Raw genomic sequence first — 13,294 nt, forward strand, 5'->3', positions numbered from 1 at the left:
GTTTGCCGTTTCCGAGCCCCTAATTTACCGCGCAGTGACCATCACCTTTCTTGGCACCGGCACCTCGTCGGGCGTGCCCATCATTGGCTGCTCGTGCCCGGTGTGCCGCTCGCTCGACCACCGCGACCAGCGCCTGCGCACGGCTGTGCACGTGGCCGTAGACGGCCGCAGCTTGGTAGTGGACACGGGGCCCGATTTCCGGCAGCAGATGTTGCGCGCGCGCATCACGCAGCTCGACGCGTTGCTCTTCACCCACGAGCACAAAGACCATACGGCGGGCCTTGACGACATCCGGGCATTTAACTTCCGCCAGCAGCGGGAAATCCCCATTTTTGGCGAGCCACGCGTGCTGGAGCAGTTGAAGAAAGAATTTGCCTACGTGTTTGCCGAGCACAAATACCCTGGCGTACCCCAGGTCAGCCTACACCCCATTCTGGCCGACGACGCGCCGTTTGACGTGCACGGCGTGGCCGTGCAGCCCCTGCGCGCCCGCCACCACAAGCTGCCCGTGCTGGGCTTCCGCATCGGCGGCTTCTGCTACCTCACCGACGCCAACCACCTGCCCGCCGAAACCCGGGCCCTGATGCAGGGCGCCGACGTCATCGTACTAAACGCGCTGCGGCGCGAGCAACACGTGTCGCACTTCACCCTGGCCGAGGCCGTGGCCGTGTTGGAAGAACTGCGGCCCAAGCGCGCCTACCTCACCCACATCAGCCACCAACTGGGCCGCCACCTGGCCGTGGAAGCCGAGCTACCCTCCTGGATTAGGTTGGCCTACGACGGGCTGCAGGTGGAGGTATAGCAACCGTGAGATTTTACCCGTTTTTCACTGAGCAGTTTCTTTCGCCGCTAACCCCGGCCGAAGTGCTGCGCTGTGTGCGGAACAGCACACTTACCACGCCGAATGATAGCTGGCGCGACACTTTTGAAGTAAATCCTGTCCAGCCTTTTCAGGGCGTAATAGGCGCTGATTCGTTTCTAATTGAACGCATCATTATTTTACGTATTCGCCGCGCGCAGCCTCCACCCATCAGAGGCCATGTGAAGGCAGTTGTAGGTAGCCAGGGAAGCACATTGTGTTTAGAGTACCGTCCGCAACTGATGGCTTCCGTGGTGGTTGCCGGTGCGTTGGTGCTGGCTGCGATTATGGCTGGCATTATTGGCATTGCTAAAGAATGGCTGAGCACCGGCGCAAATAGCTTATTGTGCTTGTTTTACTTTATACCACCAACCGTTGCCTGGTTTTCTCTGCTAATACAACTCAAAGAGGAAGCCAACAGGTCACGGTCATTTCTAACGGAATTACTAGAGATGAGGCCAAGGGCAGCTTCGGCCACGTAGCTTCACGGCCTCCTCTACGCACCATGCACACCAACTACTACTTCCTGCGCCAGCTGGCCCCGGCCCTCACCGCCCAGTTGCGGGGCTACCGGGTGGCCAGCTGTTTTTCGCAGGAGAAGGACGAGTTGGTCGTTGGGCTGACCGACGGCGGGCGGGAGTTTTGGCTAAAGGCGCAACTCGGGGCCACGTTCCCGGCCCTGGCCTTACCCGAAACTTTCCAGCGCGCCCGCGCCAACTCCGTCGATTTATTTTCGGAGCTGCTGGGCGAGCAGGTAGAAACCGTGGCCGCCTGGCCCCAGGACCGGGTGCTGCAAGTAAATTTCCGCAGCGGGGCCCGGCTGGTGTTCAAGCTCTACGGCCCGCGGCCGAACGCCATCTTCCGCTCCACTCCCGATGCCCCGGCGCAATTGTTTCAACAGCGCCTGCTGGCCGATGCCGACCTGCGCCCGCTGCCCGCCTCCGGCGCTCCCGCGGGCAACGGCCTGGGCCCTACCGGAAATGGCAAACTCCCGCCGGCCTTGGCAGACCTGCCGGTCCGCTACCTGCGCGCTCACGGCTACGACACGGCCCTCGCAGAGGCCAAAGTGCGCGCTGTGAACCAGGTGCTGGCGCAGCTTGAAACGCCGGCCCACTACTACCTCATCCGGCTCGACGGCCGCACGCGCCTGAGCTTGCTACCACTGGGCGAAATCCTAGAAACGCTGCCCGGCGCCGATCCTGTGGGGGCATTGCGGCGCTTCGTGCCTTTGGCCCTGGCCCGCCGGGCGCTTGAAACCGAAACCAAGCAGGTGCGCCAGGCCCTTACGCGCCGCGCCGACGAGGCTACCGCCGGCGCGGCCCACGCCCGCCAGCGCCTGCACGCCCTGGCCCACGAGGCCGGTTACCGCCACGCCGCCGACCTCATCATGGCGCATTTGCACGAGATTCCGGCCGGCGCGGCTGAGGTGGAGCTGCTGGATTATTACACCAACCAGCCACGTCTTATTAAGCTCAAAGCCGGCGAAAAACCCCAACGCACCGCCGAGAACCTCTACCGCAAGGCCAAAAACCAGCAGATTGAGGAACGCCAGCTCAGCCAGCGCATCGAGCGGCGCGAAACGGAAGCTTTCGGGGCCCTAGAGCGGCTGGAGGAGTTGGACACCCAGCCCGCGCTGGCCGAACTGCGCGCCTTCCGCACCTGGCGTAAACAGCACGGCCTGGAGCCCGCCGCGGCCGCCGGCAAGGGCCCCACGGAGCTGCCGTTTAAGGTGTTCGAGGACCGGGGCTTTACGATTTTGGTGGGTCGCAACGCAGCTAATAACGACTTGCTGACCCAGAAATACGCCCACAAGGACGACTATTGGCTGCACGCCAAGGACGTAAGCGGTTCGCACGTGGTGGTGCGCCACCGAGCCGGCCAGCCCGTGCCAGCGCCGGTGTTGGAGCACGCCGCCCAGTTGGCTGCCTGGTATTCGCGCCGCCAAAACGATTCGCTGTGCCCGGTCACCGTCACGCCCAAAAAGTTCGTGCGCAAGCCCAAGGGGGCGCGGCCCGGGCAGGTTATTGTGGAGCGCGAGCAGGTGGTGCTGGTGGTGCCTGCCAATCCCTTCGAGGCCCAAGAGCGGTAGCCGGGGCCCCAACGGCCATAAAAAAAGCCCGCTGCGAAGCGGGCTTTTTTTGTTCAGTGCGCGCGGGGAGATTCGAACTCCCACACCCGAAGGCACCACCCCCTCAAGATGGCGTGTCTACCAGTTTCACCACGTGCGCAAACTTGGGGCACTGAACCAGGCAACCTCGGCCGAAACCGGCTCCGCTGAGGTGGCGAAGCGGGTGCAAAGATAGGGCGGCGGGCCGGCCCCCGCAACGATGGACGGCTTTTTTTGACTGCGCCGGGCCCCAGCTTCACCTTTTCCAAAGCAAAAACTCCTCATCTTCGCACTTTTTCACGCTCATTTTCTGCTGCATGGCTGCCCACTCGCCCCTGCCAAAACTGGTTCTTTTTTTGGCCACTTGGCCAAAGGCATCACCCGCTTCTCGGGTTCGACGGCGGCGTTCATTGGCTCGATAAGCGTGGTGGCGCTTTTGGGCCGCCACGGGGGCCCTGTTTAAGTATTCCGAAACCTGGCAGTTGGTCATCAACACGGGCACCACCATCGTCACGTTCCTGATGGTTTTTCTCATCCAACGCTCTCAAAACAAAGATTCGTTGGTGCTGCACCTTAAGCTCAACGGGCTAATTGCAGCTACCCAGGGCGCCAGTAACCGCTTGATTAATGCGCAAGACCTGTCAGAAGAAGAAATAAAGATCATTCACCAGTTCTTCTGCCTGCTGGCCGACAAAGCCAAGGCGGACACCGACCTCGGCCAAACTCACTCGGTGGAGAAGGCCGAGGATAACCACGAGGAAAAGCTGGCCGCCCGGCGCGATGGCAAATAAAAAAGGCGGCCCCGGTAACGGGAACCGCCTTTTTACAGGTTTTGCGTAGCCTAGCGGGCCTGCACCAGAGGCGTGTCCACGAGGTGCTCCGATATGAACCACACTTGCAGCTCGTTGGTACGCATCACGTCGCTCACTGCCAGGTCGTTGGTGCCGTCGTCACCTGAATCATCGGCTTTTTTGGCGATTTCGTGGCACTCTTGGAGGATAATCTGGTGGGCTTCCAGCAGGCGCGAAATCTGCACAGGGGCCTCCTCACGGTCGCGCGGAGGGCGCGGAATGAGGGTGTTCTCGGCCACGTCGGCTGCCATGGCAATGGCCACACCGCCCAAGATTTGAATGCGCTCGGCAATTGTGTCTACCAACTCTGACTGCTCCTCGTAGTGCTTGTCGAACAGCAAGTGCAGCTGGTAGAATGTGGGGCCCGTCACCTGCCAGTGGCTTTTCTTGTAGAGGTCACGGATAGTCATGGTATCGGCCAGCAGCTGGTTCAGCATCCGTACGCTTTCGAGGCGCACGTTGTCGGCCAAGCCGATGGGCAGGCGTTGGCTCACGGTACCGAACTTTTGGGTGACGGCCGGGGCGTTAATTTGCTGGTTGAGGATGGGCTGAACGTTGATGTTTTTGTTCGGTCCTTTGGCAATGGCCACCGAGGTGGTTACGTCTTTAACGGCTTTTTTAGGAGCGGCGGTTTTGGTTTTGGCAGGAGCAGCCATAGAGCAAGATTTTTAGAAGTTTTTTTAGGAAGAAGAGCTGGCGAAACAGCTTGCCTACCATACGTAAGCGCGGGGCCGGGGTTAAGGCCATGGGTATATTTGTGTGGTTTTCGGCCCTGCTTTTCTATCCTCCCGCGGCCCGTGCGGCACAGGCGTAACTTTCCTTTTTTCTGGTTTTAAAACTTCATGCCTTATCCATTTTTCGGCGACGATAAATCCACCGTGGCGCGCCTACTCGCCACCCTGCCCCAAACCGGCCGCCTCGCCTGGATTGGCCAGCGCCCGGCCCGCCGCCAGCCTTTGGTAAGCGTGCCCGAAGCCCAGGCCATCACCGATGCCCACCTGGCCGGGGACCACGCCCGGCCCAAGGCCGGCGGCAAGCGCCAAATCACCCTCATCCAAGCCGAGCACCTGCCCGCGGTGGCAGGCTTCTTGGGCCTGCCGGGGCCCCTGGACCCCGCCCGCCTGCGCCGCAACCTGGTGGTGAGCGGCCTCAACCTGCTGGCCCTCAAAGGCCGCCAAATACAGATCGGCGACGAGGTGCTGCTCGACATCACCGGCGAATGCCACCCCTGCTCGCGCATGGAAGAAGAACTGGGCCCCGGCGGCTACAACGCCATGCGCGGCCACGGCGGCCTCACGGCCCACATTGCCCGCGGTGGTACCATCCGGGTGGGCGACGCGGTGCGGGTGGTGCAGGTAGCCGCGCCGGCGGCTGAGTAGCCGGCGGCGCCAACAACAAACAGGGCCCCGGACGCATCGTACGCCGGGGCCCTGTTTGTTGTTGGCGCCGCTTACGCCCCGTCCATCCGGACGATTTTGGGTGTGAACGAGCCGAGCACGTCTACCAACTCGTGCTGGCTGGCCATTACTTGGTGGATGTTTTTGTAGGCCATTGGAGCCTCGTCGAGTCCGCCGCCGTGCAGGGTTACGCCTTGCGCGGCTAGGTGCTGGCGCACCTCGGCTTCGCCCAGTTCGGCCTTGGCCCGGGTGCGCGACATGAGCCGGCCAGCCCCGTGCGAGGCAGAGGCCAGCGAGGCCGCCGCGCCCCGGCCCCGCACGATGAAGCCGGGGGCCGTCATCGAGCCGGGGATGATGCCGAGCACGCCCGCTCCGGCCGGCGTGGCGCCCTTGCGGTGCACCACGGCCGCGCGGCCATCGGCCAGGGTTTCCTGCCAGGCGAAGTTGTGGTGGTTTTCCACTTTTGCCAGGGGCTTTTCGCCCAAGGCTTTGGCCAGGCGCCGGTGAATCTGGTCGTGGCAGGCCGAGGCGTAGGCGCCGGCCAGGTTCATGGCGGCCCAGTACTCCTGGCCGGCTTCGGTGTCGAGGCCCAGCCAGGCGAGGTGCTTGGCTTCGGCGGGCAACATGCACTGCTCCATGGCCAGGGCCGTGTAGTGGTTGGCGGTGCTGGCGCCCAGGCCCCGCGAGCCGGAGTGCGAGAGCAGGCCCACGTACTGGCCTACGGGCAGGCCGAGGTCGTTGGCCGGGTCGGTGATATCGACTAGGCCGAACTCCACGAAGTGGTTGCCTGAGCCCGAAGTGCCGAGCTGCTCGGCGGCTTTGTCGAGCTTGTTTTTCAGGAACGGCACGGCCCGAAAGGCGTCGTCGGACAGCACGGCGTGGTCGAGGCGCTGGCCCCGCTCCCAGGCCCGGCCCGAGCCGAACCGGGTGTGGTCGAGCAAGAGCTTGCCCACCTCCTGGGTGCGCTGGGTGAGGTACTTGGCCGGCAGGTCGAACACCGACAGCGCCATGCGGCAGCCAATGTCCACGCCCACGGCGTAGGGAATCACGGCGTTGTCGGTGGCCAGCACGCCGCCGATGGGCAGGCCGTAGCCGTGGTGGGCGTCGGGCATGAGGGCCCCGGCGAGGGTGATGGGCAGCTTCATGGCCGTTTCCATCTGGTGAATGGCCCCGGCCTCGATGTGCTCGGCGCCGAACGTGGCGTAGGGCTTGCGCTCGGCCAGGGCGATGTGGCGCGAGGGAACCGGCAGCAGCGCCGCGGCGGTGTGGCTCCAGGCCAGGTCGGCCAGGAAATTGGTGGGGTTGGCCAGCACCCGGACGAGCAATTCTGTTTGTTCGGTTTGGGTGAGGCGCTTGTGTTCTTTGCGTTGCAGCTGCGCCAGCGCCAGGCCAATGGCCCGGCCCTCGGGAAACCCGAGTTGCCGCAAGTCGTTGCCGCGTAATTGAGAAGCCATAAAAAGGAAGTTTGCACGCGAAGCGGGGCCGCGCTAAATAGGGCCCCGGCGTTGATGAACAGTAAAAAAATAGCCGCAACAGACCGGGCAAAAAGGCGCATCGCCGGTTATCATTTGCTCTACCAAACTGAGCTACCGCCGGCACGCCAGCGGGCAGGAATCGAACCCGCGACCTAATGAATCGAAGTATGGCGGTGCTACGGCACCGGCCCGTGGTGGCTATAAAAACGGAGCAATAAGCGGCTGGCGTGGGGCCAAATGGCGACGTGACAGCGCCAGCCTACGGCATCCAATGTGCATTATTTGTTTCCGGCTGGGGCAGCCGTCGCCCGGCCAGCTGGCGCGGCCCTACCGATGCGCAAGCGCCCTACCTCGCGGCAGCACTTCGAGCGTCGAACCCGCGCCCAGTATTAGAGCGAAGAATGGCCCGGCCGCGGCACCCACCCGGAAACAAGTAACATTCGGCCGCCTCCGAAATTCAGGGCAACAGTCGGCCAGCGCGTATTTTCTCCCGCGGCCGAAGCCAGGGGACGGGAATCGAACCCGCAACGCGGCCAAGGGGGCCGCGCCGGAAACAGCCAGCGAAGTAACGCCCGCCTACGGCACCTGAACCAAACGGAATTAGCCGAGTTGGGACGGGCCACCTCGGTGGCACCGCCCCGGTCGGCGACTACGCCAAATTGCGCAGCCGTCTTCCCAATGGCATTATTAGAAGGTCATAACGAGTAAGAAAATTTCTTATGGTGAGGGGCCCTACCCGGGAACGAGGGCCGCTTGAATGATTGAAAGAGTCGTTCCCGGGGCCTATTATTTTGACAGCAAGGGCGACGGGCGGTAGGTCTACATGAGTGAGGGGAATCGAACCCCCGCCGCAGCGGCCCTCCCAGCACCCGCGAAGCAGGGCCCGCCTGCGGCACCTTGCGCTGCGGCGGCCGGGGGTTCCGCTTTATTGCCCGGCCGCTGTTATTAAAGGGTTTACAAATCGATTTTTTGGATTTCGGCAAGGGCCGAGCCGCCGTTTTCCAGGGCCCCCAGCACGTCGAATACCTTGTCGGACCAACCGGCGATGAGGGCCACGCCGTCGGCGGGGCGCACGTCGAGCGGGGCCGTGCCGAGGCCGGCCAAGTCGAAGAGGTAGAGGCGAGCGTGGGGGGCCACGGTGCGGCGGTACAGGGCCCATTCCTGGGCTAAGGAGTTGCCGTCCCACTGGCTGTTCCAGAGCTGCACGTCGGTGAAAATCATTACCTTATCCAGCACCTCGCGGCGCTGGCGCAGGTCCTGCACTACCAGGTGGCCGTTGGTGCTGTAGCCCACTTCGCCCTCGCGGCGGTAGAACTCCTCCACGTTGCGGAGCACGGGGCCCCGGGGCAGCGCCACGCGCTTCCACGCATCGCCGAACATGCCGGTGACCACGTTTTGGCAGCGGCTCTGGAGCAGCATGCCCAGCACGAGGCTCACGTCGTAGAGCAGCACTTTGCTGCGCGGCGAAATAGGCTTTTGCATGGAGCTGGACACGTCGCAGGCCACCAGCACGCGGGTTTTGGGGCCGAAGCCGCGCAGGTTGGCCGCGCTGTGGGCAATGGCGGCCTCCAGGGCCCCCAGCACCGCGGCGGTGTGGCCGCTGGGCACCGCCTTTATTTCGCGGTAGGCGGCCAGGAAGCGCAGCGGCAGCTGCTGGCTGCGCGCCACGGCCCGCCCATCGGCCAGGGTGGCGCACACCTGCGCCATGGTCGCGGCCGATACGTTGGCTTCGAGCAAGTTGCGCAAGTTGCGCAGCAAGGCCATGTAGCCCAGCTTGCCGCTGGCCACGAGCGTTTCCCAGGCGGTGCGGACGGCCGTTTGCCGGTCGGCCGCGCCGGCGAAGGCTTGCTGGCCAATGGCCGACAGCTCGGTTTCCCAGGTGTAGGGCGTGGGCAGCTCGCCGCGCACGAGCTGGTTGAATACGGCTTGCTGGGCGGCGTTTTTGGCGCTGGGGTGCACCAGAAACAGCGCGTCGCGCAGGCGCACGGCCCCGGCCCGGTCGTACTTGGCCAGCTGGTAGGCGTCGAAACGGTTGAAGGCTTCGGCCAGGCCGCGCTGCACCTGCTTGGAAAGGCGGCCCAGGGTTTTGCGGCCGGTGCGCGCGTTGGCCGCGGCGTAGTAGGCCAGCAATTCGGTGATTTCGTCGGCCCGGGCCACCACGCGGGCCACGAGGCGCGCCACAATATTGTCGCCATTGTGCACGCGGGCCAACTCCACGGCCAGCACCAGGGGCACCGAGCGCAAGTGCAATTGCTCGCGGGCGTACACCGCCAGCTGCGCCACGAACCGCGGCTCGTTTTTGGCCACCAACTCACGCAAGCGCAGCAAGCGGGCATTGGCCGTTTCGTAGAACTGGTCGCTGAGCGCGGCGGTGGCCACGGCGGCGTACAATTCCAGCTGCGGCGTGAGGACGAAGGCGGGGGCCCCCTGGTGGTTGGTGGTGAGGGTGGCGGTAGTGCGGGAGAAGAAGTTGAAGCGCATATAGGTGGGAAGTAAGCAGAAGTGGCAGGATTATAATTCGGGCTTTATTGGCAATTAATTAATTCGAATTGGCTCGCCTTGATAATTAATAATTACAATTAGACACACCCCTCCCTGACAAATAAAAGGCATTTTTATTTGTGAATTAATCCCACGAAAAAGCACGGCTTTTGGGGCCGGGCTTTCACTAATTGCGCAATGCGGGCCGGATTTATCGGGGCATTTCACGCAGTAGGAGAGCACGGCCGCGCCGGTCCCGCTGGCCGCGGCTGGGGCGGCAATTGGGCTGTTTGCAGGAAAGCAGCGCGGGAAGGAACGGCACGGGGCGAGTTGGTAACTGGCTAGGAAAGGGCCACTAAACAAAAAACCCGAGCGTTATGGGCTCGGGCGGTGTCGGGTTTCAGCGGGGGCTGAAATCAGGCAAACGTACCGAGCAGAGACAGCCGTTCTGGCTGCGTCTTATCCGAATTGCTGGTGAATGTCAGGTGGCGGTACATGGTTGTTTGCTTTTTGGTGCGACAAAGGTTGAGCATTAATTTTAATTACGCAACTAATTTTTAAAATAATTAATAAATATTTTTCATTCTGGTTAATTGAGCACTGATTTATTATTTTAAACCTCGATTAATCCCGCAGTGATTATTTAAATATTAACTCTGTCTCATGCTCATCTGGCGTCCCGAAGGAAGCATTTTATCACGTTAGGATTACTCTGCTGGCGTGAAAGGATGCTTCCTTCGGGACGCCAGATGAGCATGACAGACGGCGGGTGGGAAACGTGGAAAACCCCAAGGGTAACGGCCCCCGATGCTGGGGCTCCAAAGCCACCACGGCCGCCCGAAAAAACATCCGTGTCCGTTTTGCGGTACCTGCCGCGTATGCCGCGCCTTGCCACTTCCGACCACTACACCCTGGATTTGCCCGCTGGGCACCGCTTCCCCATCGCCGAGTACGCCCTGATTCGGGAGCAGCTGTTGTGGCAGGGCGTGGCCGCGCCGGAGGATTTTTACGAGCCGGGGCTGTGCGCGGAGGTTGACGTACTACGGGTGCACACCGCCGATTATTGGCACCGGGTGCGCGACTTGCAGCTCTCGGCCCGCGAGGTGCGCAACCTGGGGCTGCCGCAGAGCCCGCAGTTGGTGCGCCGCTCGCTGAGCAGTAGCGCGGGCACGCTGCAATCGGCGCTGGGGGCCCTAAAAAGCGGTATCGGCTTGAACCTGGCCGGCGGTACCCACCACGCCTTTGCCGGCCGCGGCGAGGGGTTTTGCGTGCTGAATGACCAGGCCATTGCCGCTGCGCACCTGCTGGCGCACGGGCTGGCGAGGCAAATTTTGATTGTTGATTTGGACGTGCACCAGGGCGACGGGACGGCCGCCATTTTCCGCGATGAGCCGCGCGTGTTCACGTTTTCGATGCACGCCGGGGCCAACTACCCGCTGCGCAAGGAGCAGTCGGACCTGGATATTCCGCTGGCGCTGGGCACGGGCGATGCGGCGTATTTGCGCACGTTGGCCGCCACGCTGGGGCCCCTGGTGGACCGCGTGCGGCCGGACTTTATCTTTTACCAGGCGGGGGTGGACGTGCTGGCCACCGACAAGCTCGGCAAGCTGGCCCTGACGCCCACCGGCTGCCAGCAGCGCGACGAGTTGGTGCTGGGCCTGTGCCGGGCCAGGGCCCTGCCGGTGGCCGTGAGCATGGGCGGCGGCTACTCCGAGCGGCTGGCCGACATCGTGGACGCGCACTGCAACACGTTTCGGGTGGCATTCAACTTTTGGCCCTAGCCGAGCGTTAACCACCCGCTGCCGTCGCCATGAAAAAACTTACCGCCTCCCCCACCCTGCCCGCGCCGGTGCGCGTGCCCGTTCCAATTGCCGAAGCCTGCGCGCCGGGCAGCCTGGCCCAGGCCGCGTTCCGGCGGGCGCTGCTGGCCCTGGAGGAGCTGCGGGCGCAATTGCTGGCCGCGCAGGAAGCCCAAGCGGCGGCCCGCCAGCGCTACTGGCAGCAGGTGGGGCCCGCCGCCGCCGCGGTGGTGGCCGCCCGCCGCGCCCTCTACGCCCCGCTCGAAGGGGCCCTGCTGACGCCCTACTTCAGCCGCCTGGAGGAGGCGCAGATTGTGCAGTTCATCGTGGGCAACGCCGGGGCCCTGATTACCCGGTTTGGCGAAGACGAGGCGGCCATCGTGGCCAAGTACGCCGCGCCGCGCCCGGCGGGGGCCCCGGCCGAAGCGGCGGCGGAAGCCGCCGCGCCGCCCCTTTCGCCGCAGGAGCAGGCCGCCCAGGCCCGCCAGCAGGCCCGGGCCCAGCGCCTGGCCGAGGCCACCACCCTGGCCGCCCGCACCGACCAGCAGCGCCTGCAAACCAGCGCCAAAACCGTGTACCGCCAGCTCGCCCGCACCCACCACCCCGACCTGGAGCGCGACCCCGCCCAGCAGCGCGCCAAAACCGCGCTGATGCAGGAAATTACGGCCGCCTACGAAACCGGCGACCTCTACGCCCTGCTGCAGTTGATGGCCGATTCGGCCCACGCCGACGCGGCCGATGCCGACGTGCTCATCGCCTACACCCAGGCCCTGCACCGCCAGCAAATCGACCTCAAAAATCAGCTCCGCGCCCTGCAATACGGCCCCGACGGCGCGGGCGCCAGCACCGGCAAGAAGCGCGAAATCGAGTTGCGCCAAATCAAGCGCGACTTGCGCGCCGAGGCCGAATACGTGCAGCACGTGGCCCGCCAGCTGAGCGAAACCGCCGGCCTGCGCGAAGTGCTGCGCGAGCTAGCCGCCGAAGGCCTGGAAACAGTGTAGCGCGGGCTTTGTAATACACGGCTCTCGCTTCGTCACACCAATTCCTGTACGACTACCGTGCAGCGACGCGGACGACAAAGTCCGCGCTACAGTTGCGCCACGAGCTACTCTTCGCTGCTGAGGCCCAGGGCCTCGACGGCGGCTTGCACGGCCTCGGCGCGGTAGGCGGGCGCGGTGGCGGGGGCCCGCAGCAGGCGCAGCAAGCGGTGGTACTTCTCGCGGCCTTCGGCGAGCATTTGGTCGGTCACTTCGAGCGGGAACACGCTGAACGGCTCCGATTTCTGCACGCCCACCAGCAGGAACCGCTCGGCGCCCAGGGCGTCAGTGTAGAAGGCGGCCTGGCGGTCATAGTCGTAGGCCGAGCACTGCCAGCGGAAGTGGTCGGCGTCGCGGGCGTTGGTGGTTTTGAAATCGACGATGGTGTAGGGCAGGCCGGGCGCGTTCACCACCAGGTCGGCGCGCAGCTTGCAGAGGGTGCCGGTTTGGGGCTCGGTGAAGAGCACGCTGGGCTCGGGCGTGCCAGCTTCGAGCAGGCGGTTGAGCTCGGTGTTGAGCTTCACCCCCTCCACCAGCCACCAAACCAGCGTGTCGTTCAGGCCGGGCTGGCCGGGTTGGTAATCAGTGGGTTCAAGCAGGGCGGTGTGAAAGGCGGTGCCGAAGCTGAGGGCCCCCTGGTTGCCACCGTCGGTGCGCGGGGGGCGGCCATCGAGGGCGTCGCGCAGGCGCGAGAGGTCGGAGTTGGCAATGGCCGGCAGGGCCCGGTAGGTGTCGTAGTCGAGGCGCAGCAGGTCGGGCCGGCGAAAGGCGGGGTCGGCGGGAAGTGGGGACATGATTCGGTAACAACAGAACGGCGCGTTTTGCTGCATCGGGGGCATCTTTTTCTGCGAGGGGCCCCACTGGCCCACCCGTCAAGGCTTTTTGGCAAACAGGAGCGTGGTGATGGAAGTCGTGGTAGTGAACGTGCTTTGCAGCGCATACCCCTCACGGTAGAGCTAGCTGAACATTTTGTGATACGCCTCGCTGGAAGCGGCCTGGTTCTTATCGCTCACGCCGCCCTTGAATTCTACCTGTTCGCTCTTGCCCTCCCCACGGGTGATGATAAATTTCCCAGAACCGCCGCCGTCGTACACCCGCACTACTACAATATCTGGGCCCTGCGTCTGGGCGGCGGCGGGGCGCGCGGCGAGGGCCAGTAGGCACGCGCTCAAGAGAATTAATTTTTTCATGGCGGCTAAATAAAAGCAGCATCGTGAACAACAACTGAGCGGACAGGGCAGAATGTGCGTATGCATTTTCAGCTCTGAAATTTTACCCCTACTTCTCC

At 63.8% G+C, this 13,294-nt stretch carries 12 protein-coding genes and 1 tRNA gene; 7 read left to right on the forward strand and 6 right to left on the reverse strand.

Going from position 1 to position 13,294, the window contains the following annotated elements; translation table 11 throughout:
- Positions 1–34 precede the first annotated feature (34 nt).
- From AXW84_RS13255 to AXW84_RS13260, 3 genes are read left to right on the forward strand one after another with little or no spacing between them, the layout of a single operon-like run.
- Positions 35–802 carry an MBL fold metallo-hydrolase gene (locus tag AXW84_RS13255; RefSeq protein ID WP_068233988.1) on the forward strand — a complete coding sequence of 256 codons (768 nt, stop codon included), beginning with the start codon at positions 35–37 and terminating at the stop codon, positions 800–802.
- 5 nt (positions 803–807) lie between these two features.
- Positions 808–1,341 carry a hypothetical protein gene (locus tag AXW84_RS24965; RefSeq protein WP_157887008.1) on the forward strand — a complete coding sequence of 178 codons (534 nt, stop codon included), beginning with the start codon at positions 808–810 and terminating at the stop codon, positions 1,339–1,341.
- A 23-nt stretch (positions 1,342–1,364) separates the two neighbouring features.
- Positions 1,365–2,948 carry an NFACT RNA binding domain-containing protein gene (locus AXW84_RS13260; protein WP_068233992.1) on the forward strand — a complete coding sequence of 528 codons (1,584 nt, stop codon included), beginning with the start codon at positions 1,365–1,367 and terminating at the stop codon, positions 2,946–2,948.
- A gap of 57 nt (positions 2,949–3,005) precedes the next feature.
- On the opposite strand, the gene AXW84_RS13265 is transcribed toward AXW84_RS13260, so the two are convergent.
- Positions 3,006–3,087, reverse strand: a tRNA-Leu gene (locus tag AXW84_RS13265).
- Positions 3,088–3,448: 361 nt separating this feature from the next.
- Here AXW84_RS13265 and AXW84_RS13270 point away from each other — a divergent pair.
- On the forward strand, positions 3,449–3,757 hold the full coding sequence (locus tag AXW84_RS13270; protein WP_335339468.1) for a low affinity iron permease family protein: 309 nt from the start codon (positions 3,449–3,451) through the stop codon (positions 3,755–3,757).
- Between the two features lie 50 nt (positions 3,758–3,807).
- Here the strand turns inward: AXW84_RS13270 and AXW84_RS13275 are convergent, their stop codons facing one another.
- On the reverse strand, positions 3,808–4,473 hold the full coding sequence (locus tag AXW84_RS13275; protein WP_082773883.1) for a Dps family protein: 666 nt from the start codon (positions 4,471–4,473) through the stop codon (positions 3,808–3,810).
- 186 nt (positions 4,474–4,659) lie between these two features.
- On the opposite strand from AXW84_RS13275, the gene AXW84_RS13280 reads away from it, so the two are divergent.
- Positions 4,660–5,196, forward strand: a complete 537-nt coding sequence (locus AXW84_RS13280) for an MOSC domain-containing protein (protein ID WP_068233995.1) — start codon at positions 4,660–4,662, stop codon at positions 5,194–5,196.
- Positions 5,197–5,267: 71 nt separating this feature from the next.
- Here the strand turns inward: AXW84_RS13280 and AXW84_RS13285 are convergent, their stop codons facing one another.
- Positions 5,268–6,668: an RtcB family protein gene (locus AXW84_RS13285; RefSeq protein WP_068233998.1), complete on the reverse strand. Its 1,401-nt coding sequence runs from the start codon at positions 6,666–6,668 to the stop codon at positions 5,268–5,270.
- A gap of 975 nt (positions 6,669–7,643) precedes the next feature.
- Positions 7,644–9,170, reverse strand: a complete 1,527-nt coding sequence (locus AXW84_RS13290) for a TROVE domain-containing protein (protein ID WP_068234001.1) — start codon at positions 9,168–9,170, stop codon at positions 7,644–7,646.
- Positions 9,171–10,048: 878 nt separating this feature from the next.
- On the opposite strand from AXW84_RS13290, the gene AXW84_RS13295 reads away from it, so the two are divergent.
- The gene (locus tag AXW84_RS13295) at positions 10,049–10,951 is read left to right on the forward strand and encodes a histone deacetylase family protein (protein WP_068234004.1); all 903 of its coding nucleotides are present in this window, start codon (positions 10,049–10,051) and stop codon (positions 10,949–10,951) included.
- 29 nt (positions 10,952–10,980) lie between these two features.
- Entirely contained in the window at positions 10,981–11,970 is a 990-nt protein-coding gene (locus AXW84_RS13300) for a J domain-containing protein (protein ID WP_068234007.1), read from the forward strand.
- 104 nt (positions 11,971–12,074) lie between these two features.
- On the opposite strand, the gene AXW84_RS13305 is transcribed toward AXW84_RS13300, so the two are convergent.
- Together AXW84_RS13305 and AXW84_RS13310 are read right to left on the reverse strand one after the other, a co-directional pair.
- Positions 12,075–12,800 (reverse strand): PD-(D/E)XK nuclease-like domain-containing protein, encoded by a 726-nt coding sequence (locus AXW84_RS13305; RefSeq protein ID WP_068234010.1) that lies wholly within the window; start codon positions 12,798–12,800, stop codon positions 12,075–12,077.
- A 162-nt stretch (positions 12,801–12,962) separates the two neighbouring features.
- Positions 12,963–13,196, reverse strand: a complete 234-nt coding sequence (locus AXW84_RS13310; RefSeq protein ID WP_068234012.1) for a hypothetical protein — start codon at positions 13,194–13,196, stop codon at positions 12,963–12,965.
- Positions 13,197–13,294: the final 98 nt, after the last annotated feature.

This window comes from Hymenobacter sp. PAMC 26628 (assembly GCF_001562275.1).
Taxonomy (GTDB): domain Bacteria; phylum Bacteroidota; class Bacteroidia; order Cytophagales; family Hymenobacteraceae; genus Hymenobacter.

Coding starts and splice junctions, on each gene's coding strand:
- AXW84_RS13260 (WP_068233992.1), top strand. CDS start 1,365: ATGCACACCAACTACTACTTCCTGCGCCAGCTGGCCCCGGCCCTCACC.
- AXW84_RS13275 (WP_082773883.1), bottom strand. CDS start 4,473: ATGGCTGCTCCTGCCAAAACCAAAACCGCCGCTCCTAAAAAAGCCGTT.
- AXW84_RS13280 (WP_068233995.1), top strand. CDS start 4,660: ATGCCTTATCCATTTTTCGGCGACGATAAATCCACCGTGGCGCGCCTA.
- AXW84_RS13285 (WP_068233998.1), bottom strand. CDS start 6,668: ATGGCTTCTCAATTACGCGGCAACGACTTGCGGCAACTCGGGTTTCCC.
- AXW84_RS13290 (WP_068234001.1), bottom strand. CDS start 9,170: ATGCGCTTCAACTTCTTCTCCCGCACTACCGCCACCCTCACCACCAAC.
- AXW84_RS13295 (WP_068234004.1), top strand. CDS start 10,049: ATGCCGCGCCTTGCCACTTCCGACCACTACACCCTGGATTTGCCCGCT.
- AXW84_RS13300 (WP_068234007.1), top strand. CDS start 10,981: ATGAAAAAACTTACCGCCTCCCCCACCCTGCCCGCGCCGGTGCGCGTG.
- AXW84_RS13305 (WP_068234010.1), bottom strand. CDS start 12,800: ATGTCCCCACTTCCCGCCGACCCCGCCTTTCGCCGGCCCGACCTGCTG.
- AXW84_RS13310 (WP_068234012.1), bottom strand. CDS start 13,196: ATGAAAAAATTAATTCTCTTGAGCGCGTGCCTACTGGCCCTCGCCGCG.